Source organism: Brevundimonas sp. (assembly GCF_004210735.1).
Classification (GTDB): Bacteria; Pseudomonadota; Alphaproteobacteria; order Caulobacterales; family Caulobacteraceae; genus Brevundimonas.
This window is the reverse complement of the sequence record NZ_SDZL01000045.1, coordinates 1-21,422: the sequence shown is the minus strand read 5'-3', so window position 1 is coordinate 21,422 and position 21,422 is coordinate 1. Positions and strand designations below refer to the sequence as shown.

The window sequence follows — 21,422 nt, the reverse complement described above, 5'->3', positions numbered from 1 at the left end:
GAACACGCCGCCGTCGCCGATCAGAGCGCACGAGGCGGGACCGTCATCCTGGCGACGCCGCCTCCCGCGACACCTCCTTAGCCGTCCTGCCTTCACCCCAACCCCGACCCTTCCCCATCGAGGGGAAGGGAGAAGGTCAGCGCCCCGCCACCAGCGTATTGCTGACCCGCCGGCCCAGCGGGTCGCGCGCCGGCCAGGTGTCGCCGATGTCCGCCTCGACCAGCGGCGTGCAGTATCGCCTCAGGATCGACACCGGCCGGATATTGGTCAGACACACCTGATCGCCCTCGACCGCCCAGTGCGCCGTCATCCGCCGTCCGTCCTGGAACTCGGCGCGATAACCGCCGCCGGGCTCAAAGAAATGCTTCACCCATTTGCCGTTGGGGTAGCGCGACACGATCGTATTGGTGAACGCCGCCTGCATGTCCGCCCAGGCCACGGGGGCCGGCCCCAGCGCCGCCGTCGCGATGGTCGCCGCGCCCACAAATGTCGCCACAGTCCGCATGATCTTTTCCTCCCCCGGCGATCACCCTCCCATCGCCTGGTCGGGGTCACAACGCGCTTCGCCTGCAAGACGATCCCTTGGCCGGGAAGGCGCTGAATACTTGACTCTGTCGTGTGGGCTTCTATATCCGCCGCAGGCTCGGGACAGGTCTGGCGATGCGCGCCGCCCGCTCGCCCACGAGGGGCGGTTCCGGTCAGCCAAAGACGTTACGGCGTTTATCCTCCGTCCTCAGGACTTCATGACAGAATTCTCCAAGCTGGGTCTTTCGCCCACGACCCTGCAAGCGGTCGCCGACACCGGCTATACGACCGCCACCCCCATTCAGGAGCAGGCCATTCCGGTGGCCCTGGCCGGCCGCGACGTTCTGGGCATCGCCCAGACCGGCACCGGCAAGACCGCCGCCTTCACCCTGCCGATGGTCGACCGTCTCGCCTCGGGCCGCGCCCGGGCCCGGATGCCCCGCGCCCTGGTGCTGGCCCCGACCCGCGAACTGGCCGACCAGGTCGCCGAAAGCTTCGCCAAATACGCCAAGGGCACCAAGCTGACCTGGGTGCTGCTGATCGGTGGCGTCTCCATGGGCGACCAGGTCGCGGCCCTGAACAAGGGCGTTGACGTGCTGATCGCCACTCCCGGCCGCCTGCTGGACCTGTTCGATCGCGGCAAGATGCTGCTGACCGGGGTCGAGCTGATGGTCGTCGACGAAGCCGACCGCATGCTGGACATGGGCTTCATTCCGGACATCGAGCGTATCTTCAAACTGACGCCGCCCAAGCGCCAGACCCTGTTCTTCTCGGCCACCATGCCGCCCGAGATCACGCGCCTGACGCAGCAGTTCCTCAAGGATCCGACCCGGATCGAGGCGTCGCGTCCGGCCATGACCGCCGACACCATCACCCAGTATATCGTCCGCATCCCGACCTCGGACCCCAAGGCCAAGCGCGCCGCCCTGCGCGCCCTGGTCGGCCGCGAGGACGTGCGCAACGGCATCGTCTTCTGCAATCGCAAGTCGGAAGTCGATATCGTCGCCAAGTCGCTGAAGACGCACGGCTTCGACGCCGCGCCGATCCACGGCGACCTGGACCAGTCGCTGCGCATGAAGACGTTGGCGGACTTCCGTTCGGGTGCGCTGAAGATTCTGGTGGCGTCCGACGTCGCCGCGCGCGGCCTGGACATTCCGGACGTCAGCCACGTCTTCAACTACGACGTCTCGCACCACGCCGACGACTATGTGCACCGCATCGGCCGCACAGGCCGCGCCGGCAAGCTGGGCCAGGCGTTCATGATCGTCACCCCGTCTGACGACAAGTCGCTGGATAAGGTGCTGAAGCTGATCAAGATGGATCCGCAGGAGCTGGTGCTGGACGGCATCGACTTCGCCGCCATCAAGGATCAGCCGCGCCGCGACGACGCCCGTTCGGGCGGTCGCGAACGCACCCCGCGCGGTCGCACCCGCCGCACCGAAACCGCCGAGGCCCCGCAAACGGCCGCGCCCGTCGCCGCGCCCGTCGCCGAGACCGTCGTCGAGGCCGCCGCGCCGATCGAGGCTCCGGTTGAAGTCGTCGCCGAGGCGGTCCGTGACACAGCCCCTGCCCGTTCGCGCCGCTCGCGGGGCGGATCGGAGCGCAAGGGCCGCGAACCCCGCGCCGCCGACGCCGCTCCGCGCGAAACGCCCGCGCCGTCGGGCCGCTCGCCCTTCGGCGACGAAGGCACCCCGGCCTTCCTGCTGCGCCCCGTCACCTTCAAGAGCTGACACCGGAAAAGTCGCGGCGAGATTTCGTCGCGACTTAACCCACCGTTACGGAACGGCGCCTATCCTCCCCGATGAAGAAGCGACCAGAACGGTCGTGCAGGGGCATCCATGACGGGACACGTCGAAACGACACTGAGGGGGCCGGACGCCTATTCGCTGGCGCGCCGGGTGGTCGATGAGATGGAGTCGGCGGGCGTGTGGCCCACGCCGGTCAATTTCGAGCTGTGGCTCCACTACGTCAGTGACCCTGACGGCGCCCTGGGGCGCGAGATCAAGCGCATCCTGACGACCGAGGACACCTTCACCGAGTCGGTCTCGGAAATGCTGGCGGCCGAATATCTGCCGCGCGGCCGCCTGTCCGAGGAAATCCGCGACGCCGGCCGGGTGCTGGACCGCGAACTGTCCAGCGTCGCCACCGCCATCGCCAACGCCCACAAGACCCACGTCGAATACGGCGAGACCCTGGCCGACGCCTCGGCCACCATGGGCCGCATCGACGGCGAGGCCGGCCTGCGTGTTCTGGTCGATGACCTGACCTCGGCCACCCAGCGCGTTCAGGAAGAGAACGCCACCCTGGAGCAGCGGCTGGAGCAATCCACCCGCGAGGTCTCGCGTCTGCGCGAACACCTGGAGCAGGTGCGCCGCGACGCCATGACCGACGCCCTGACCAATCTGGCCAACCGCAAGGCGTTCGACGAACATCTGCGCACCGCCTGCGACACGGCGGACGGCGACGGGCGGCAGCTGACGCTGGCCGTCATCGACATCGACCACTTCAAGAATTTCAATGACACCTGGGGTCACCAGACCGGCGATCAGGTCATCCGCTATGTCGCCAGCGTCCTGGCCCGCGTGTGCCGTCACCCGCGCATGGCCGCGCGTTATGGCGGCGAGGAATTCGCCATCATCTTCCCGGCCGAGGGCAAGGGCGCTGTCGAGGCCGCTCTGAACGCCATGCGCGAAGAGATCGCGTCCCGCACCCTGCGCCGTCGCTCGACCAACGACGAACTGGGCGCCGTCACCATCTCGGCCGGCTTCGCCCAGCGGATCGCGGGCGAGAGCGCCACCGCCCTGATGGAGCGGGCCGACACCGCCCTCTACGCCTCCAAGCGCGCCGGGCGGAACCGCATCAGCAACGCAAGCGCCCTCGACAAGGTCGCCTGATCCGGCGAGGTTGCGCCCATGCGCAGCTTCGCCTTTGCGGTCGCCTACTGGACCCTATCCATCACCTGCACCCTGGCGGCGGCCTTCGCCGCCCTGCTGCCCGGGCGCGGCGCCGTTCGCCGGATCATCCGGGCCTATGTCCGCGCCATGGTCTGGGCCATGCGCGTCCTGGCCGGCATCCGGATTGAGGTCCAGGGGCGCGAGACCCTGCCACCCGGCGCCTTCATCATCGCCTCAAAGCACCAAAGCTGGGGCGACGGCTTCGCCACCTATTCCCAGTTCGACGACCTGGCCTTCGTCACCGGCGACCATCTGGAAAAGTTCCCGCTGCTGTCCGTGGTGCTTCAGAAGCTGGGCGCCATCGTCGTCAACAACTGCGGTGGCCACGAAGCCCGCGCCGCCCTGAAACGCCGCGCCGCCGACGCCAACGCAGAGGGCCGCAAGATCCTGATCTTCCCCGAAGGCCATCTGGCCAAGGTGGGCGAGAAATTCCGCTATCGCACCGGCGTCTGGCACATGTACCGCGACTTCGATGTCCCGGTCGTGCCCTTGGCCACCAACCTGGGCGTCTTCTGGCCGCAAGAGGCGTATCGCAAGCATCCGGGCACGGCGACGCTGCACTTCCTGGAGCCCATCCCGCCGGGCCTGGACAAGGCCGCCTTCATGACCCGGCTGGAGGACGCCATCGAGGGCCGGACCGCGCAACTGGTCGCATCGGCGTCGAATGCCGCTGTCACACCGGCGGTTCAGGTCCCGACCCCGGACGAGCTTCGCAAGGCCCGCGAGGCGACCGGAGCCGCCGCCGCATGACCGTCTATGTCGTCGCCCAGCTGAAGTTCATCGACCGGGCGCGTTACAACGCCTATCTGGCCCGCTTCGCCGAAACCTTCGCCGGATCAGGCGGCCGCCTGCTGGCCGCCGACGAGGCCGTGACCCCGATGGAGGGCGCCGCCGCCCCCGACAAGGTCGTCATCATGAGCTTCGACGACGAAACCCAGGCCCGCGCCTTCCTGGACAGCCCTGCCTATCAGGCCATATCCGGGGACCGCCGTGCGGGGGCCGACACGACGGGCTTCATAGTCCACGGCCTTAGCGGCTCTACGCCGCGGGGATGACCGCGCCGTCGTATTTCTGCGCGATGAAATCCTTCACCGCCTGACTGCGCAGCGCCGTCGCCAGCGCCTGCACCCGGGCGTCGTTCTGATTGTCGGGGCGCGAGACCAGATAGTTGATGTAGGGGCTGTCGGCCCCCTCCAGCGACAGGGCGTCGGTCTTCGGCTTCAGGCCCGCGTCCAGCGCATAGTTGGTGTTGATCACCGCCGCATCGACCTGGGGCAGGATGCGCGGGATCGTCGCCGCCTCGACCTCGCGGAACACCAGCCCCTTCGAATTGGTCGCAATGTCGCGCACCGTCTGCAGCGGGTTCTTGGGGTCCTTCAGCGTGATCAGGCCCGCGCTCTGCAACAGCAGCAGCGACCGTCCCGTGTTCGACGCGTCGTTGGGCAGCACGATCTGCGCCCCGTTCGGCAGGGCGGCCAGCGCCGTATGCTTCTTCGAATACAGGCCCAGCGGCTCGACGTGCACGCCCGCCACCGTCACCAGCGCCGTGCCGCGCGCGGTGTTGAACTCGTCCAGATAGGGCTTGGTCTGGAAATAGTTCACGTCCAGCCGACGCTCGGCCAACTGCACGTTCGGCTGGACGTAGTCGTTGAACACCTTGATCTCGATCGGCACGCCCTCGGCGGCCAGGATCGGCTTCACCACCTCCAGGATTTCGGCGTGCGGCACAGCGGTCGCGCCGACCAGCAGCGGGCCGCCCTCGGCGCCCTTCTTCTCCCCGCCCGCGCCGCAGGCGGCGAGCGTCAGCAGGGCGACGGCGGAAAGCAGGAGCGAACGACGGATCATGGCTTGGCCTTTCGGGGGGAGCGATCAGCGGTGAGAGACAGAGGTGACCAGACGGTCGCCGACCATCTGAAGGATTTGCACCAGCACCAGCAACAGCACGACGGTCACCACCATCACATCCGTCTGGAACCGTTGATAGCCAAAGCGCACGGCCAGGTCGCCCAGACCGCCGGCTCCGACCACCCCCGCCATGGCGGTATAGCTGACCAGGGCGATGGCCGTGACCGTGGCCCCGGCGATGACGCCCGGCAGGGCCTCGGGCAGCAAGGCGCGCGTCACGATCTGGAAGGTCGAGCCGCCCATGGCCTGGGTCGCCTCGACCACCCCCTTGTCCACCTCGCGCAGGGCCGTCTCGACCAGGCGCGCGTAAAAGGGCGCGGCCCCCACGACCAGTGGCGGAATGGCGCCCGCCACGCCCAGCGACGTCCCGACCAACAGCACCGTCACCGGCAGCATGACGATCAGCAGGATGATGAAGGGCACCGACCGCAGCACATTGACCACGAACGACAGCACGGCGTTCAGCACCGGATTGGCCGCCAGCCGCCCCTTGCCCGACAGATACAGAAGCACCCCCAGCGGCACGCCCAGGATCACCGTCAGCACCAGCGACCCGCCCAACATCAGCAGGGTGTCCACGGTCGCGCGGCCGATCTCGGTCCAGTCCACATTGTCGAACATCAGGCCGCCTCCACCACCACGCCGCGCGCGGTCAGCTGCGCCACCGCCGCCTCGGCGTCGCCGCCGGTGAAAGCCACCACCAGCTGGCCATAGGGCTCGCCCCGGATGCGGCTGATGCGGCCCGACAGGATCGAATAGTCCACACCCACCGTCCGCGCGACGCGGCTCAGTTCCGGCTCATAGGTCGAACCGCCCCGGAACGTCAGCTTCGCCAGCCGCGCGCCGGCCGGCACGACCGAGGCGTCGACCGCCTCTTCCCCCTCGGCCAGCATGGCGCGGGTCACGGCGTGTTGGGGGTGCAGGAAGACATCGGCCGTCGCGCCCTGCTCCACGATCCGGCCGTCCTTCAGCACCGCCACCCGGTCGCAGACGCGGCGGACCACCTCCATCTGGTGGGTGATCAGCACGATGGTCAGGCCCAGTTCGCGGTTCAGCTGGTCCAGCAGGGTCAGGATATCCTCGGTCGTCTCCGGGTCCAGGGCGCTGGTCGCCTCGTCGCACAGCAGCACGCTGGGCCCGCAGGCCAAGGCGCGGGCGATGCCGACCCGCTGCTTCTGACCGCCCGACAGTTGCGCCGGATGCTTCTTCGCATGGTCCGACAGACCCAGCCGTTCCAACAGCTCCGCCGTGCGCGCCTTCACCTCGGCCGCCGGGCGGCCTTCCAGACGCAGCGGAAACGCGACGTTGTCCTCGATGGTCTTGGCGTTCAGCAGGTTGAAGTGCTGAAAGATCATGCCGATTCCACGCCGCGCCGCGCGCAATTCAGCCGGCGCCATGGCCGTGATCTCGCGCCCGTCCACGAACACCTTGCCCGCGTCCGGCGTCTCCAGCCGATTGATGGTCCGGATCAGGGTCGACTTGCCCGCGCCCGAACGGCCGACCACGCCAAACACCTCGCCCCGCGCCACATGCAGGTCCGCGGCGTCCAGCGCCACACGGTCGCCCGCTGCGCTGCGATAGCGCCGGGTCACGCCCTCCAGCCGGATCATGTCAGTCAGCGTCCAGGGCCGCAGCGGGGATGATGGTCACGCTTTCACCACAGCCGCAGGCGTCGGTTTCGTTCGGATTGCGGAACACGAATTTCGACGACAGGCGCGTCGTCTCATAATCGATCTCGGACCCGATCAGGAACAGCACCGCCTTGGGCTCGATCAGGATGGTCACGCCCTTGTCCTCGACCACCTCGTCCAGCGGCTCGATCTGTTCGGCATAGGCGAAGGTGTATTCCTGCCCGGCGCAGCCGCCGTTCTTCACCCCGACACGCAGGGCGATGTAGTCCTTCTCGGCATTGGCCATGATCTCGCGCACGCGCGCGGCGGCGGCGTCCGTCAGGGTCACGGCCTTGGGCCGTGGCCGGCGCGGTCGGGGTGCGGTTTGCAGATCGGTCATCGGGCCTCGCTTTCGATCCTCCCCCGTTCTTCACGGGGGAGGGGGACCATCCGAAGGATGGTGGAGGGGGCGGAACCGGGCGCTGTGTCTGGGGTCGCCCCCTCCACCGCTTCGCGGTCCCCCTCCCCCGCTACGCGGTGGAGGATAAGGTCGGTCATCAGAACATGTTCAGGGCCAGCTTGGCCTCGTCGCTCATTTTCGAGGAATCCCACGGCGGGTCGAACACCAGGTTGGCGCGCGCGCTGCGCACCCCCTCGACCTTCCGTACCGCATCCTCGACCCAGCCTGGCATTTCGCCTGCCACCGGGCATCCCGGCGCCGTCAGCGTCATCTCGACCAGCACGTCCCGGTCGTCGGACACATCGACCTTGTAGATCAGGCCCAGTTCATAGATGTCGACCGGGATTTCCGGGTCATAGACGGTCTTCAACGCCTCGATCAGGTCGTCGGTCAGCTTGTCCAGCTCGGCCTGCGACAGGGCGCTCTTCTGGGGCTCGTCCCAGGCCTCGGCGAAGGTCTTGCTGTCGCTGATGGTCGCGTCATCCATGGTCGTCACACAAAGAAGTTCCGCGCCCTGATCAGCGCATCCACGAAGGCGTCGGCCTCCTCCGTCGTATTATATAGGGCGAACGAGGCGCGCGTGCTCGACGTCACGCCCAGTCGTTTCGCCAGCGGCTCGGCGCAGTGCAGACCGGCCCGCACGGCGACGCCGTAACGGTCCATGATCTGGGCGATGTCATGAGCGTGCGCGCCCTCGACCGCAAAGGTCAGGATCGCGCCCTTCCCCTCCGCCTGGCCCAGCACCCGCAGCCAGTTCAGCCCTTGCAGGCGAGACAGCGCGTGATCGTACAACGCCTCTTCGTGCGCCCGCACCGCCGCCGCGTCGAAGCTGGACAGCCAGTCCAGCGCCGCGCCCAGGCCGATGGCCTCCAGGATCGGCGGCGTCCCCGCCTCGAACCGGTGCGGCGGCCTGGCGTAGGTGATCCGGTCCTTCTCGACCGTCTCGATCATCTCGCCCCCGCCCTGATACGGCGGCAGGCTCTCCAGCGCCTCGGCCGTGCCGTACAGCACGCCGATGCCCGTGGGCCCGAACAGCTTGTGGCCGGTCAGCACATACCAGTCGCAGCCGATGGCCTGGACGTCCGGCGCGGCGTGCACCGCCCCCTGGCACCCGTCGATCAGCACCCGCGCCCCGGCCGCATGGGCCAGTTGCGTGATCTCGGCCACCGGATTGATGGTCCCCAGCACGTTGGACATGTGGGTGACCGCAACGATCTTGGTCCGGGGCCCCAGCAGCGCGGCATAGGCCGCCATATCCAGCGAACCGTCGTCCCGGATCGGCGCCCATTTCAGCACCGCCCCATGCCGTTCCCGCAGCAGGTGCCACGGCACGATGTTGGAGTGATGCTCCATCTCGCTGACGATGATCTCGTCGCCCGGCTGGATGGACTGGCCGATCCCGGCGGCGACCAGATTGATCGCCTCGGTCCCGCCCTTGGTCCAGACGATGTTGTCCGCCGACGGCGCGTTCAGGAACCGCGCGACCGTCTCGCGCGCCGCCTCATACGCCTCGGTCGCCTCGTTCGACAGGGTATGCAGGCCGCGATGGACGTTGGCGTAGCCGTGCTCCATCACCTCGACCAGCCGGTCGATCACCGCCCGCGGTTTTTGCGCCGACGCCGCATTGTCCAGATAGACCAGCGGCCGCCCGTTCACCTGCCGCGACAGGATCGGGAATTGCGATCTGACGGCGTAGGGATCAAACCGGTTCACAGGCGAGCCGTCAGCCATTCCCGCACCACCTCTCTGGCCGCCTCATCCTCGATGCGGTCCACGACCTCGATCAGAAACGCCTGGGTCAGCAGGGCCCGCGCCTCGTCCGCCGGAATGCCGCGCTGCTGCATGTAGAACAGGGCGCTCTCGTCCAGCGTCCCGACCGTATTGCCGTGCGCGCACTGCACGTCGTCGGCATAGATGATCAGCTCCGGCTTGGCGTCCACCTCGCCGCGTTCCGACGCGATCAGGGCGTGATGCCCCATGCGCGCGTCGGTGCCGTCGGCCCCGCGCTCGACCACGATCTTGCCCTGGAACACGCCGCGCGCCGTGTCGTGGACGACGCCCTTGATCAGCTGGCTGGTGGTGCCGTTCGCCGCCACATGATCGACCACGCTGGTCAGGTCCGCCTGTCGCGCGCCCTTCAACACATACAGGCCATCCACCCGCGCGTCGGCGCCCTCGGCCCCGTGCCGCAACTGCGTCTCCAGCCGCTGCAGCTTCGCGCCGGTCGTGACGATGGTCTGGCGATACAGGCCGCCCGCCGCGACCCGTACCTCGGCGTTGGTCACGGAAATCGCATCCTCGGGCTCGTCCACCAGCACGATGCGCGTCACCTCGGCGCCCGTCGGCACGTCCAGCTCCAGCCGGTTGTGCGCCACATAGGCCGAGCCCACGCCCTCATGGCTTTCCAGCAGCAGCAGCTTCGCGCCCGGCCGCGCCGCGATCCGGACCGAGGCCGTATGGCCCGTGCCCATCGCCGCCGAAACGAACCGCAGCCGCAACGTCTGCTCGCCCGACGCGACAAAGGCGTCCGCCCCCGTGGCGCGCCCGTTGGCGAACACCAGCGCCTCGCCGCCCAGCGCGCCGAACGGCCCCTCGCCGGTCACCGACGCCGGACCCGACGGTTGCGGCGCCTCGCGCAGCCAGCGTTTCAGGTCGCTGTATTTCCACGCCTCGACCCGCCGCGAGGGGAAGGTTTCGGCATTCGTCAGATCGATCTGGAAGGCCGCGCTCACGCCGCCGCCGGCAGGAACTTGTCGTACCCTTCCGCCTCCAGCTCATGCGCCAGCTCCGGCCCGCCGGACGCGACGATGCGGCCACCGGCCAGCACATGCACCCGGTCCGGTTTGATGTAGTCCAGCAGGCGCTGGTAGTGGGTGATCACCAGCATCGACCGGTCGGCGCGGCGCATGGCGTTCACCCCCTCCGACACGATGCGCAGGGCGTCGATGTCCAGCCCCGAATCCGTCTCGTCCAGGATCAGCAGCGACGGCTCCAGCAGGGCCATCTGCAGGATCTCCATCCGCTTCTTTTCACCGCCGGAGAAGCCCACATTCAGCGGCCGCTTCAGCATGTCGAAGTCCATCTTCAGCGCCGTCGCCGCCGCCCGCACCAGCTTCAGGAAGGCGGGGGCCGAAACCTCCTCCTCGCCCCGCGCCCGCTTCTGGGCGTTCAGCGCCGTGCGGATGAAGGTCATCGCCGGCACGCCCGGTATCTCCATCGGATACTGGAACGACAGGAACACGCCCGCCGCCGCGCGCTCGGCCGGGTCCAGGTCCAGCAGGTCCCGCCCGTTCCACGACGCCGATCCGGCCGTGACCTCATAGCCGGGCCGTCCCGACAGGCTGTAACCCAGCGTCGACTTCCCGGCCCCGTTCGGCCCCATGACGGCATGCACCTGGCCCGCCGGAACATCGAGCGTCAGGCCCTTGAGGATCGGCTTGTCAGCGACCGAGACGTGGAGGTTGGAAATGGAGAGCATCAGTCTTCTTTTTCGTTGAGGCGTTCGGCCTCGTCTTCAATTTCGCGAACTTGAGCCGGCGAGAAACCGGCGGCGTTCGCTTCCTTCAGGAAGCGGCGCTGGATCACGCCGCCGGCCCACATCATCAAGGCGACGCCGACCACCATGAGGATCAGGGCAAGGCGCCAGTCGGAACGAAAGGGGCCGGAGAGACCGGGCACGCCGTTGGTCAGCAGCACCAGCCCGAAGATCGACAAGAGAAATCCGGCGATGGACGCCGCCCCGAAGATGTCGCGAGGAATCGCGCGAGCTCGTCCGACAAGCTGATCGCGGGTAAGGTCGCTCACCCCACGCTCCCCTCCAGACTGATCGCCACCAGCTTCTGCGCTTCGACGGCGAACTCCATCGGCAGTTCCTGCAGCACGTCGCGGACGAAGCCGTTGACCAGCAGGGCCACCGCTTCTTCCTCCGACAGGCCGCGCTGCTGGGCATAGAACAGCTGGTCTTCCGACAGGCGGGTCGTCGTCGCCTCGTGCTCCAGCTGGGCCGAGCCGTTGCGGGCCTCGATATAGGGGATGGTGTGCGAGCCGCACTCCTTGCCGATCAGCAGGCTGTCGCACTGGGTGAAGTTGCGCACGCCCGTCGCCTTGGGGTGAACCGACACCAGGCCGCGATAGGTCGAGTCCGACTTCCCCGCCGACACCGCCTTGGCGATGATCCGCGACTTCGAATTCTTGCCCAGGTGGATCATCTTGGTGCCGGTGTCCGCCTGCTGATGTCCGTTGGTGATGGCGATGGAATAGAACTCGCCCGAGCTGTCCTCGCCCTTCAGGATGCAGGACGGGTATTTCCAGGTGACGGCCGAACCCGTCTCGACCTGGGTCCACGACACCTTCGACCGGTCGCCCCGGCAGTCGGCGCGCTTGGTGACGAAGTTGTAGATGCCGCCCTTGCCCTCGGCGTCGCCGGGATACCAGTTCTGGACGGTCGAATATTTCACCTCGGCGTCGTCCAGCGCCACGATCTCGACCACCGCCGCATGCAGCTGGTTCTCATCGCGCATCGGCGCGGTGCAGCCTTCCAGGTATGAGACGTAAGACCCCTTGTCGGCGATGATCAGCGTCCGCTCGAACTGCCCGGTCTGGCTGGCGTTGATGCGGAAATAGGTCGACAGCTCCATCGGGCAACGCACGCCCGGCGGGATGTAGACGAACGACCCGTCCGAAAACACCGCGCTGTTCAGCGCCGCGAAATAGTTGTCCGACACCGGCACGACCGTGCCCAGGTACTGCCGCACCAGATCGGGATATTCGCGCAAGGCCTCGGAAATCGGCATGAAAATCACGCCCGCCTTGGCCAGCTCTTCCTTGAAGGTGGTGACCACGCTGACGCTGTCGAACACGGCGTCCACGGCCACGCGCGGCGCGCCCTGCACGCCCGCCAGCACCTCCTGCTCCTTCAGCGGGATGCCCAGCTTGGCATAGACCGCCAGCAGTTCCGGATCGACCTCGTCCAGCGACTTGGGCCCCTCCTTCTGCTTCGGCGCGGCGTAGTAGAACAGATCCTGATAGTCGACCGGCTCATAGCGAACCGACGCCCAGGTCGGCTCTTCCATCGCCAGCCAGCGCTCATAGGCGGCCAGCCGCCATTCCAGCATCCACTCCGGCTCACCCTTCTTTTCCGAGATGAAGCGGATGATGTCGGCGTTCAGGCCGCGCGGCGCATATTCGGTGTCGATGTCCGAGGTGAACCCGTGCGCATACTTTTCCAGCGCGGCGACGGCTTCGACAGTTTCTTTAACAGCGACCATGACTTACGCGACTTCCTTCGCGCGCTGATCAATCCGCGCGCGATGCTTTTCCCAGGCGGCGACCCAGGCGTCGGCGAACCGCGCCCAGTCCGCCTCGGTCGTGCCCCAGCCGCCGGAGACGCGCACGCCCCCGGTCGCCAGGTGATGCAGGCCCATGGCGCTGATCGTCTTGGACGGCTTGGTCTTGCCCGACGAACAGGCGCTGCCGGCCGAGATCATGACCCCCGCCAGATCCAGGGTGATCAGCTGCTGAGGGCTGTCCCAGCCCTCGACCGCCATGAACAGTGTGTTGGGCAGCCGTTCGACGCCGCCGCCGATGATCGTCGCGCCCGCCGCGCGAACCTTTGCCTCGGCCGCGTCGCGCCACGTCACATGGGCCATGGCGTCGGCCAGATCGCGCGCCGCGCAATCGGCGGCGGCGCCGAAGCCGGTGATGCCCGGCACGTTTTCAGTACCCGCGCGCAGCCCCCGCTCCTGCCCCGCGCCATGCAGGATCCGCACGGCCGCAACGCCTTCCTTCAGCACCAGGGCGCCGACGCCCTGCGGCCCGCCCAGCTTGTGCGCCGACAGCGTCAGGCTGTCCGCGTCCAGCGCGCGGATATCGACCGGAATCTTGCCCGCCGACTGGATGGCGTCGACGTGCAGCCACCCGCCTGCCGCGCGCACCAGCGCCGCCGCCTGGGTGATCGGCTGGATCACGCCGCTTTCGTTGTTCGCATGATGGATCGCCACCACCGCCCGGCCCGGCCGGGTCAGCGCCTGCGCCAGCCAGGCCAGATCGACCACGCCGTCGCTATCCACCGGCAGCACCTCGACCGGCGCGCCGCTGACGGCGGCCGCCTCGGCCACACAGGGGTGTTCGGTCGCGCTGACGATCAGCCGCTCGCACCCCGCCGCCAGGGCGCTGTGGATCGCCTGGGCGTTCGATTCCGTGCCGCCCGAGGAAAAGACGATCGCCGTCGGATCGGCGCCGACCAGATCGGCCACCCGCGCCCGCGCCGTCTCGACCCGCGCCCGCGCGCGTCGCCCGGCGGCATGCACGGCGTTCGGATTGCCGCCGTCGACCAGCGCAGCCAGCATCGCCTCGCGCACTTCGAGCCGCACCAGGCCCGAGGCGTTGTAATCCAGATAGACGCTCACGCCGCCGCCCCCATCAGGCCCTCGACCGGCCGTGCCGGACGGGTGCGGTTCATCACCACATCCTCCAGCGAGACGCCGGCCAGATAGCGATGGATCTCCTCGCCCAGCCCTTCCCACAGGTGGTGGGTGATGCAGCGTTCGCCCTTGATCATGCAGCCCTTGGGCGAGCTGGCGCCGACGCAGCGGGTGGCGCGAATGGGCTCGTCGACGGCCAGCACGATCTCGGCCACCACCGTCTCGTCCGCGCCCTTGGCCAGGCGATAACCGCCGCCGGGGCCGCGCACGCTCTTGACCAGACCGCTTTTGCGCAACCGCGCAAACAGCTGCTCCAGATAGCTGAGGGAGATTTCCTGACGCGCCGCGATTTCGGCCAGAGACACGGCCCGTTCGCGGCCGTTCTTGGCCAGATCGGCCATCGCCATCACGGCGTATCGTCCCTTTGTCGACAGTCGCATCGGAAGACCTCAAAAATTGCGCGCTTTTCGGGGCTCCTGTGCTAGAACCCGCGCCCTCGCAGGCGGTGTGACACGCAGGGCGGACTTAGAAAGTCCTACCCCGTTGGTCAAGTATTACGCGGCCGCGAAACGTCAGTTGAACGACAGGGACCGCGCGATCCATGCCTGAAGTCATCCTGCCCGGCGCCTCCGGCCGCATCGAAGGCCGCTATTCGCCCTGCAAGCGTCCTAACGCCCCCATCGCCCTGATCCTGCATCCGCACCCCAAGGCGGGCGGGCACATGAACAATCCGGTGGCGGTCACGCTGTACCAGTTGTTCGTGAAGCGCGGCTTCGCGACCCTGCGCTACAACAGCCGCGGCGTCGGCAAGTCGCAGGGCGAGTTCGATAGCGGCATCGGAGAGCTGGCCGACGCGGCCACCGCCCTGGACTGGCTGCAATCCAACAATCCCGCCGCCACCCAGACCTGGGTCGCCGGCTACCAGTTCGGCGCCTACATCGGCATGCAACTGCTGATGCGCCGCCCGGAAACGGACGGCTTCATCTCGGTGTCGCCGCCATCGAACATGTACGACTTCAGCTTCCTGGCGCCCTGCCCCGCGTCGGGCCTGTTCCTGCACGGCACCAACGACACCGTCGTCCCGCCGGTCGAGGTCGAGCGCGTGGTCAATAAGTTGCGCACCCAGAAGGGCATCGTCATCGACTATGAGCTGGAGGACGGCGCCAGCCACTTCTGGCAGGACCACATGGACGCGGTGGAACGCCGCGTCGGCGCCTATCTGGACAAGCGGCTGGAAGAAAACCCGGCCTGATCCGGCGGATCGCCCAACCCTTAAACGCCGCCGGGACGCCCCGGCGGCGTTTTGCTTTCCGCCCTCGTCTCCGCGCGACCTACGCCCGTTTCTGCCGCATCACGGCGCCAGACTGCGGCTGGGTCTTTGACATCGCCGCCGCCAGCCGCCCTGAAAAGTGCACTATGTCCACTATGTGCACTCACTTTTTTCACCGTCCGGACGCCAAACGTCAGTGGTCGCCGTCAACCACCACGGCGGCGGTCGGCCGATGCGCGCGCAGGCACCAGACGACACTGACGACCATCATGATCATGGCGACGATCTCGATCACCGTCGGCCCCCGCCCTTCCCACAGATAGCCATACAGGAAGGCGAACAGGGTCTCGAACACGATCATCTGGCCCAGCATCGACAGCGGCAGCAGCCGGCTGGCCTGGTTCCAGAAGGCGTTGCCGACGATGGACGCCAGGATCGCCACCCCGATGCTGACGCCCGCCAGCCGCGCCCACTGATCACCCGTCGCCGTCTCCATGGTCAGCACGGCCGGCACGGCCAGAAGCAAGGCGAACGCCCCCGTCACCACGCCGGTCAGCAGCGACCAGTCATGCGCCGACACACGCGGCAGCCGCGCCATCCAGCGACTGTTGCCCACGGCATAGGCTGACCAGCACAGCAGCGCCGCCAGACCGCACACCAGGCCGATCACTACCTGTCCGGCGTCCCGTCCCTGCCCATCCCGCGACAGGCTCTCCCATCCGATCAGGGCTACAGCCAGCGCCGCCAGCAGGATGGGCGGCCCGACCCGGCGCAGCGGCGGCGCGTCCGGATCGCGCAGACCCCAGACCGCCACGACCACCGGCACCATGCCGACGATCAGGGCCGACGCCGCAACCCCCGCGAAATGCACGCTGACAACCAGGAACAGGTAATAGACGACGTTCCCTGCCAGGCTCAGCCACGCCAGCGCCCGCCACGCCTTCAGGTCCAGCAGGCCGGCCACCCGCCGCCAGCGCGGCGCCAGCAGCAGGGCGGCGATGATCCCATAGGCCAGATACCGCCCCGCGCTCATCAGCATGGGCGAGGCGTCGGGCGCGACCTTGGGCGCCAGGAAGACCAGCCCCCACATGGCCCCAGCCCCTAGGCCGCTGGCTACGCCGATCAGGCGATCCCTGGACGCCATCAGTACAGCAGGAACGGGCGACGCGCCTCGCTCCACGCCTGTTCATCCGGCACGGTCAGCGCATCCAGATCGCCGGGCGTCGCGGCCGCATCATCAACCCATTCCCGCAACAGAGGCGAGCCGTTGATCACGTCGATCGGCAGCTTCCCAAAGGCGTATTCGTAGGGGAAGTCGCGCCACAGCTCATAGTCCGGATACAGCCGCCGGATCGCCTTGAACGCCAGCGCCTGCACCCGCCACGGCCGGAAGGCGTCGTGGTCATAGGTCGGGCCGTCGACATGGATCTGGACCCCGCTGCACAGCTGGCCCACGTGCTTGTGGAAGGTCGGCTGGAACCACATGTCCCGCAGCACGCAGCCCCCCAGCCACTGCGGCGCCAGCGCCCGCATCTCGGCGATCACCGCCCGGGCGTCGATGTCCGGCGCCCCGAACAGCTCCAGCGGCCGGGTCGTCCCCCGCCCTTCCGACAGAGTCGCCCCTTCCAGCATCACCGTGCCGGCATAGGCCCGCGCCATGCTCAGGTTCGGCGCATTGGGACTGGGGTTCACCCACGACCGGTCCTCCAGCGGCCAGCCGAAGCCCGGCCCCTGCTCCGGCGCCCACCCCTGCATCTCGATCACGCGATAGTCGACGTCCAGCTTGAACTGGTCGATGAACCACAGGCCCAGCTCGCCCATGGTCAGGCCGTGCCGCATCGGCATCGGCCCCGCCCCTACAAAGCTCTCCCAGCCCGGCCGCAGCGTCAGCCCCTCGACCGGCCGCCCCGCCGGATTGGGCCGGTCCAGCACCCACACCGTCTTGCCGTGCTTGGCCGCCGCCTCCAACACATAGAGCAGCGTCGTGACATAGGTGTAGATGCGGCAACCCAGGTCCTGAAGGTCGATCAGGATGACGTCGAACGTCTCCATCCACTCGTCCCTGGGCCGCCGCACCTCGCCGTACAGACTGAAGACGGGGAAGCCGTGGACGGGGTCCCGGTAATCCGGGCTCTCCATCATATTGTCCTGCAGGTCGCCCTTCATCCCGTGCTGCGGCCCGAAGGCGGCGGTCAGGGTGATCTCAGGGCAGGCCGCCAGCGCATCGACCGCATGGGTCAGGTCGCGCGTCACCGACGCCGGATGCGCCAGCAACGCCACGCGCCGCCCCTTCAGCTCCGCGCGCAGGGCATCGTCGGACAGCAGGCGATCAAGGCCGAACTTCATGGCAGTTCCAGAACGAAGGAGTCGGGGTGATGAAAGTCGGGCTTATCCGACGGATGCGCCAAGGCCCAGTAGGAGATGTTCCCGTCGACGTCCTCGATGACGGCGGAGAGGCCGATGCCCGTCACGTGCGGCCATCCCGGCCAGTCGAGGATCGCTTCGACCTCAATGGCATCTCCCGTGACGTCACCAAGGCGCTGAATACGCACCCCACCGAGGTTCTGCATCCCGTCCCGGTAGCCTTCGAAGCCGTAAGAGGCCCATTCGCCAGACGGCGAGATATTGAACTCCGCATAGCTTCCATCCGAAAGCCGGGCAAAAACCTCAAAGCAGGTGTGCTTCCACAAGCCGTCCGTCCGCCCGGCCTCCATCAACATGAGGTCCGGCGATCGAGTGGAAGCGAAGGTTTCCGCCGCCTCCTGACTCGCCTTGTCTAACTGCTGCAGGCGCTGGGGAATGCGGACGCTGCTGGCGGCGCCTGACAAGCGGAACTTCACGAAGGCCCATGACCGGCCTTCCTGGTCCAGATCCGCTTCAATCCGGACAGAAGGTCCGTCCGCCGTCGTCGGGTGTGGGATCAGGGTTGCGCGCATCCGTCACCGATAGCGCCCGCTTGACGCCGGTCAACCGCTGCGGCTACCCAAGGCCCATGTTCGCCGCCCGCACCACCGCCGGCCTGTATTACCGCCCGCTGATCTAGCGAGCGGCCCGCGAACTCGCGCCGCCTTCGCTGGTGGTGCGCTTTCCTGAAATGGAAGACGGCCGCCGGCATCCCTGCTAACGGAGCCGACCATGACCGACACCGATTTCAAGTCCGACTTCCTCAAGACGCTGCGCGATCGCGGCTACATCCATCAGATCACTCATCCGGTCGAACTGGACGCCGCGGCGGCGTCCGGCGTGGTCACGGCCTACATCGGTTTTGACGCCACGGCGCCCTCGCTGCACGTCGGCAGCCTGATCCAGATCATGATGCTGCGCCGGCTTCAGCAGGCCGGTCACAAGCCGGTCGTCCTGATGGGCGGCGGCACGACCAAGGTCGGCGATCCCACCGGCAAGGACGCCTCGCGCCCGCAACTGGCCGATGAAACCATCCAGGCGAACATCGCCAGCATCCGCACGGTGTTCGAGAAATTCCTGACCTTCGGCGACGGCCCCACCGACGCCATCATCGTCGACAACGACGAATGGCTGTCGACCTTCGGCTACATCCAGTTCCTGCGCGACTTCGGCACCCATTTCACGATCAACCGGATGCTGAGCTTCGACTCGGTCAAGCTGCGGCTCGAGCGCGAGCAGCCGATGACCTTCCTCGAGTTCAACTACATGCTGATGCAGTCGGTGGACTTTCTGGAGCTGAACCGGAACCGGAACGTCACCCTGCAAATGGGCGGTTCGGACCAGTGGGGGAACATCACCTCGGGCGTCGATCTGGTCCGCCGCGTGGATCAAAAGGCCGCCTTCGGCCTGACCACGCCGCTGCTGACCACGGCCTCGGGCGGCAAGATGGGCAAGACGGCACAGGGCGCGGTGTGGCTGAACGCCGAACAGTTGAGCCCCTATGACTACTGGCAGTTCTGGCGCAACGCCGAGGACGCCGACGTGGGCCGCTTCATGCGCCTGTTCACCGACCTGTCGCTGGACGACATCGCCGCGTTCGAAGCGATGGAGGGCGCACAGATCAACGAGGCCAAGAAGGCCCTGGCCGACGCAGCCACCACCCTGCTGCACGGCGCCGACGAAGCCGCCAAGGCCCGCGCCGCCGCCGAAAGCGCCTTCGAAAAGGGCCAGTTGTCGGCCGACCTGCCCACCGTCGAGATCGCCCGGGACGAGGTGATCGGCTCCATGGTCGCCGCCGTCACGACCAGGGCCGGCCTGACCGCCTCCAACGGCGAGGCGCGTCGTCTGGCCCAGGGCGGCGGCCTTCGACTGAACGACGAGGCGATCACCGACGGCGCCCGCCTGATCGAGGCCTCCGACGTCAACGCCGACGGCGTGCTGAAACTGGCGGCGGGCAAGAAGAAGATCGTTCTGGTTCGACCCGTCTGAGCGGAGTGACACAGATGACCGGCATCACCGAAGGCCAGGCCGCCCTCGCCCTCGACCTGCCCACCGACGGCGGCGGCCGCTTCTCTCCGGCCGACCACGCGGGCCGCACGGTCGTGCTGTTCTTCTATCCCAAGGCTGACACGCCCGGTTGCACGACCGAGAGTCAGGATTTCTCGGCCCTGATTGACGACTTCGCCGCCGCCGGCGCCGTGGTCATCGGCGTCTCGCGCGATCCGGTGAAGAAGCTGGACCGCTTCAAGGTCAAGCACGACCTGAAGGTCATTCTGGGCTCGGACGAGGATGGCGCCGTCACCGAGGCCTGGGGCGTGTGGGTCGAGAAAACCCTGTATGGCCGCCAGTATATGGGCGTCGAGCGGGCCACCTTCGTGATCGGCCCCGACGGCCTGATCCGCCACATCTGGCGCAAGGTCTCGGTCAAGGGGCACGCTCAGGCCGTTCTGGACCAGATTCGCGCCGACTGACGAAAGCAGATCATCGCGGGACGGAGGAACTGCGACAGAGTCGTCATTTCCCCCTTCGCGCGAAATCTGACGTCTGACAGCATTCAGATTCGCGCGAAACATCCCCAAGATAGTTAACACGGGGTAAACAGACTTGATGCCACGGCGGCTATAGGGCCATAACGCCTCCCGAACGTGGGGGCGTTTGTCCATGGCGAGCGAAGACACAGGCATGCGGAGGTCGATTCTCGAACGGCTTATCCCTGTCCGCTATGTCTATCTGCGTAGCGGCGAGGACGTCCGAGCCTGCGCCCTGACCCCCGGTCGCCAGATCATGATCGGCCTGGGCACGGTCGCCTTCGCCGCCTGGACCCTGGTGGCGTCGGGCAGCTTCGTCTTCGACATGATCGTGCGCAGCCAGTCGGACGACGCCGTTGTGCGCGCCCGCGCCGCCTCGGAACGGCTGAACGCTGACCTTCAGGCCCGGCTGGACACCGCCGTCGCGCGCATGTCCGCCTCGGCTGGCTCGTTCGACGAAGTCGCCCACATGGTCGAACGCCGCCACGCCGCCTTGGCCCAGCTGACGACCGCCTTCCGCGGCGTGGAGGGAGCGGAACAGGCCCTGACCCCGGCCCCGACCGCCGCAGCCACTCGGAATCCCGTCCAGCGCATCATGGCCGTGCGCATGGATCAGGAACGGCTGATCGAACGGGCCGAGGATTTCGCCCAGACCCGGGCCGAGCGCCTGCGCCTAGCCTTCCGCCTGGCCGGGCTGAATCCCGCCGCCTACACGCCCCGCAACGCCGGCCTGGGCGGACCGCTGGTCGAGGCGGGCGATCCGCGCGCCCTGGCCGCCATCCTGGACGTGGACGAGCCCTTCGCCGTTCGGGTGCGCCACGCAGCCGACAGCCTGTCGGACATGCGCCGCCTGACCGACGCGGCCGAAACCGTGCCCTTCCACCGGCCCAGCGATCAGGCGCGAACCACCTCCGGCTTCGGCGTGCGCTTTGATCCGTTCAACGGTCGTCCCGCCCTGCATCAGGGTCAGGACTTCGCCGCCCCCCTGAACACGCCCATCCATGCCACGGCGCCGGGCGTCGTATCATTTGCCGGCGTTCGTTCAGGGTATGGCAACACCGTTGAGGTAGACCACGGTCGCGGTTTCAAGACGCGATACGCCCATCTGAACGCCCTGGCGGTGCAAACCGGCCAGCCGGTCGCCCTTGGCCAACGGGTCGGCGCGATGGGAACCAGCGGACGCTCCACGGGCGTCCACCTCCATTACGAGGTCTGGCTGAATGGCCGACCCCAGAACCCCGCCCGCTTCCTCAGAGCAGGAGATCAGATTGTTCAACAAGGCTAAGTCCCCCGCCCCGCAGCCGCGTTCCGCGTCGAACACGCCGCCGATCCCGCCGCTGCCCGA

At 67.7% G+C, this 21,422-nt stretch carries 24 protein-coding genes; 8 read left to right on the top strand and 16 right to left on the bottom strand.

The annotated features are described in order from the left end of the window. Positions 1 to 136 precede the first annotated feature (136 nt). Positions 137 to 505, bottom strand: coding sequence for a hypothetical protein (locus EON91_RS10715; RefSeq protein WP_292094430.1), 369 nt, complete (start codon positions 503 to 505; stop codon positions 137 to 139). 238 nt (positions 506 to 743) lie between these two features. Between EON91_RS10715 and EON91_RS10710 the strand changes: the two genes are divergently transcribed. The 4 genes from EON91_RS10710 (at position 744) to EON91_RS10695 (ending at position 4,534) form a co-directional block, all read left to right on the top strand. Further along, a complete protein-coding gene (locus EON91_RS10710; RefSeq protein WP_292094428.1) occupies positions 744 to 2,255 on the top strand; it encodes a DEAD/DEAH box helicase in 1,512 nt (503 codons plus the stop codon). Positions 2,256 to 2,363: 108 nt separating this feature from the next. Further along, positions 2,364 to 3,419, top strand: a complete 1,056-nt coding sequence (locus EON91_RS10705) for a GGDEF domain-containing protein (RefSeq protein ID WP_292094423.1) — start codon at positions 2,364 to 2,366, stop codon at positions 3,417 to 3,419. Positions 3,420 to 3,437: 18 nt separating this feature from the next. Then, the gene (locus EON91_RS10700) at positions 3,438 to 4,229 is read left to right on the top strand and encodes a lysophospholipid acyltransferase family protein (RefSeq protein ID WP_292094420.1); all 792 of its coding nucleotides are present in this window, start codon (positions 3,438 to 3,440) and stop codon (positions 4,227 to 4,229) included. Continuing rightward, entirely contained in the window at positions 4,226 to 4,534 is a 309-nt protein-coding gene (locus EON91_RS10695; protein WP_292094416.1) for a DUF1330 domain-containing protein, read from the top strand. The genes EON91_RS10700 and EON91_RS10695 overlap by 4 nt, the downstream gene beginning before the upstream one ends. On the opposite strand, the gene EON91_RS10690 is transcribed toward EON91_RS10695, so the two are convergent. The 12 genes from EON91_RS10690 to EON91_RS10635 form a co-directional block, all read right to left on the bottom strand. Continuing rightward, a complete protein-coding gene (locus EON91_RS10690) occupies positions 4,518 to 5,324 on the bottom strand; it encodes a MetQ/NlpA family ABC transporter substrate-binding protein (protein ID WP_292094411.1) in 807 nt (268 codons plus the stop codon). The genes EON91_RS10695 and EON91_RS10690 overlap by 17 nt on opposite strands. A gap of 24 nt (positions 5,325 to 5,348) precedes the next feature. After that, a complete protein-coding gene (locus tag EON91_RS10685; protein WP_292094409.1) occupies positions 5,349 to 6,005 on the bottom strand; it encodes a methionine ABC transporter permease in 657 nt (218 codons plus the stop codon). Beyond that, positions 6,005 to 6,994 (bottom strand): methionine ABC transporter ATP-binding protein, encoded by a 990-nt coding sequence (locus EON91_RS10680; protein WP_292094406.1) that lies wholly within the window; start codon positions 6,992 to 6,994, stop codon positions 6,005 to 6,007. The genes EON91_RS10685 and EON91_RS10680 overlap by 1 nt, the downstream gene beginning before the upstream one ends. Before the next feature lies 1 nt (position 6,995). Next, a complete protein-coding gene (locus EON91_RS10675; RefSeq protein ID WP_292094405.1) occupies positions 6,996 to 7,394 on the bottom strand; it encodes an iron-sulfur cluster assembly accessory protein in 399 nt (132 codons plus the stop codon). Between the two features lie 157 nt (positions 7,395 to 7,551). Beyond that, positions 7,552 to 7,941 carry an SUF system Fe-S cluster assembly protein gene (locus EON91_RS10670; RefSeq protein WP_292094404.1) on the bottom strand — a complete coding sequence of 130 codons (390 nt, stop codon included), beginning with the start codon at positions 7,939 to 7,941 and terminating at the stop codon, positions 7,552 to 7,554. Positions 7,942 to 7,946: 5 nt separating this feature from the next. Then, positions 7,947 to 9,185 carry a cysteine desulfurase gene (locus EON91_RS10665; RefSeq protein WP_292094402.1) on the bottom strand — a complete coding sequence of 413 codons (1,239 nt, stop codon included), beginning with the start codon at positions 9,183 to 9,185 and terminating at the stop codon, positions 7,947 to 7,949. Then, a complete protein-coding gene (gene sufD, locus EON91_RS10660) occupies positions 9,164 to 10,186 on the bottom strand; it encodes a Fe-S cluster assembly protein SufD (RefSeq protein WP_292094399.1) in 1,023 nt (340 codons plus the stop codon). The genes EON91_RS10665 and sufD overlap by 22 nt, the downstream gene beginning before the upstream one ends. Continuing rightward, on the bottom strand, positions 10,183 to 10,932 hold the full coding sequence (gene sufC / locus EON91_RS10655; RefSeq protein ID WP_292094398.1) for a Fe-S cluster assembly ATPase SufC: 750 nt from the start codon (positions 10,930 to 10,932) through the stop codon (positions 10,183 to 10,185). Before sufC ends, sufD begins: the two co-directional genes overlap by 4 nt. Beyond that, positions 10,932 to 11,258 carry a hypothetical protein gene (locus EON91_RS10650; RefSeq protein WP_292094397.1) on the bottom strand — a complete coding sequence of 109 codons (327 nt, stop codon included), beginning with the start codon at positions 11,256 to 11,258 and terminating at the stop codon, positions 10,932 to 10,934. The genes sufC and EON91_RS10650 overlap by 1 nt, the downstream gene beginning before the upstream one ends. Then, positions 11,255 to 12,721 (bottom strand): Fe-S cluster assembly protein SufB, encoded by a 1,467-nt coding sequence (sufB, locus tag EON91_RS10645; RefSeq protein WP_292094395.1) that lies wholly within the window; start codon positions 12,719 to 12,721, stop codon positions 11,255 to 11,257. Before sufB ends, EON91_RS10650 begins: the two co-directional genes overlap by 4 nt. Before the next feature lie 3 nt (positions 12,722 to 12,724). Continuing rightward, positions 12,725 to 13,861, bottom strand: a complete 1,137-nt coding sequence (locus EON91_RS10640) for a cysteine desulfurase family protein (protein WP_292094394.1) — start codon at positions 13,859 to 13,861, stop codon at positions 12,725 to 12,727. After that, positions 13,858 to 14,316, bottom strand: coding sequence for an Rrf2 family transcriptional regulator (locus EON91_RS10635; RefSeq protein WP_292094391.1), 459 nt, complete (start codon positions 14,314 to 14,316; stop codon positions 13,858 to 13,860). Before EON91_RS10635 ends, EON91_RS10640 begins: the two co-directional genes overlap by 4 nt. A gap of 161 nt (positions 14,317 to 14,477) precedes the next feature. Here EON91_RS10635 and EON91_RS10630 point away from each other — a divergent pair, with 161 nt between their 5' ends. Next, the gene (locus EON91_RS10630) at positions 14,478 to 15,128 is read left to right on the top strand and encodes an alpha/beta hydrolase (RefSeq protein ID WP_292094389.1); all 651 of its coding nucleotides are present in this window, start codon (positions 14,478 to 14,480) and stop codon (positions 15,126 to 15,128) included. Positions 15,129 to 15,339: 211 nt separating this feature from the next. Here the strand turns inward: EON91_RS10630 and EON91_RS10625 are convergent, their stop codons facing one another. Genes EON91_RS10625 through EON91_RS10615 form a run of 3 tightly spaced genes read right to left on the bottom strand, consistent with a single transcriptional unit; the run spans position 15,340 to position 18,082 of the window. Continuing rightward, a complete protein-coding gene (locus EON91_RS10625; RefSeq protein WP_292094387.1) occupies positions 15,340 to 16,290 on the bottom strand; it encodes a DMT family transporter in 951 nt (316 codons plus the stop codon). Then, positions 16,290 to 17,492 (bottom strand): DUF1343 domain-containing protein, encoded by a 1,203-nt coding sequence (locus tag EON91_RS10620; RefSeq protein ID WP_292094385.1) that lies wholly within the window; start codon positions 17,490 to 17,492, stop codon positions 16,290 to 16,292. The genes EON91_RS10625 and EON91_RS10620 overlap by 1 nt, the downstream gene beginning before the upstream one ends. After that, positions 17,489 to 18,082, bottom strand: a complete 594-nt coding sequence (locus EON91_RS10615) for a DOMON-like domain-containing protein (protein WP_292094383.1) — start codon at positions 18,080 to 18,082, stop codon at positions 17,489 to 17,491. The genes EON91_RS10620 and EON91_RS10615 overlap by 4 nt, the downstream gene beginning before the upstream one ends. 199 nt (positions 18,083 to 18,281) lie before the next feature. On the opposite strand from EON91_RS10615, the gene tyrS reads away from it, so the two are divergent. The 3 genes from tyrS to EON91_RS10600 all read left to right on the top strand — a co-directional run bounded on the left by tyrS (position 18,282) and on the right by EON91_RS10600 (position 21,362). Next, positions 18,282 to 19,538: a tyrosine--tRNA ligase gene (gene tyrS, locus EON91_RS10610; RefSeq protein ID WP_292094381.1), complete on the top strand. Its 1,257-nt coding sequence runs from the start codon at positions 18,282 to 18,284 to the stop codon at positions 19,536 to 19,538. A gap of 14 nt (positions 19,539 to 19,552) precedes the next feature. Next, the gene (locus EON91_RS10605) at positions 19,553 to 20,020 is read left to right on the top strand and encodes a peroxiredoxin (protein ID WP_292094379.1); all 468 of its coding nucleotides are present in this window, start codon (positions 19,553 to 19,555) and stop codon (positions 20,018 to 20,020) included. A 211-nt stretch (positions 20,021 to 20,231) separates the two neighbouring features. Then, positions 20,232 to 21,362 carry a peptidoglycan DD-metalloendopeptidase family protein gene (locus EON91_RS10600; RefSeq protein ID WP_292094378.1) on the top strand — a complete coding sequence of 377 codons (1,131 nt, stop codon included), beginning with the start codon at positions 20,232 to 20,234 and terminating at the stop codon, positions 21,360 to 21,362. Positions 21,363 to 21,422 lie beyond the last annotated feature (60 nt).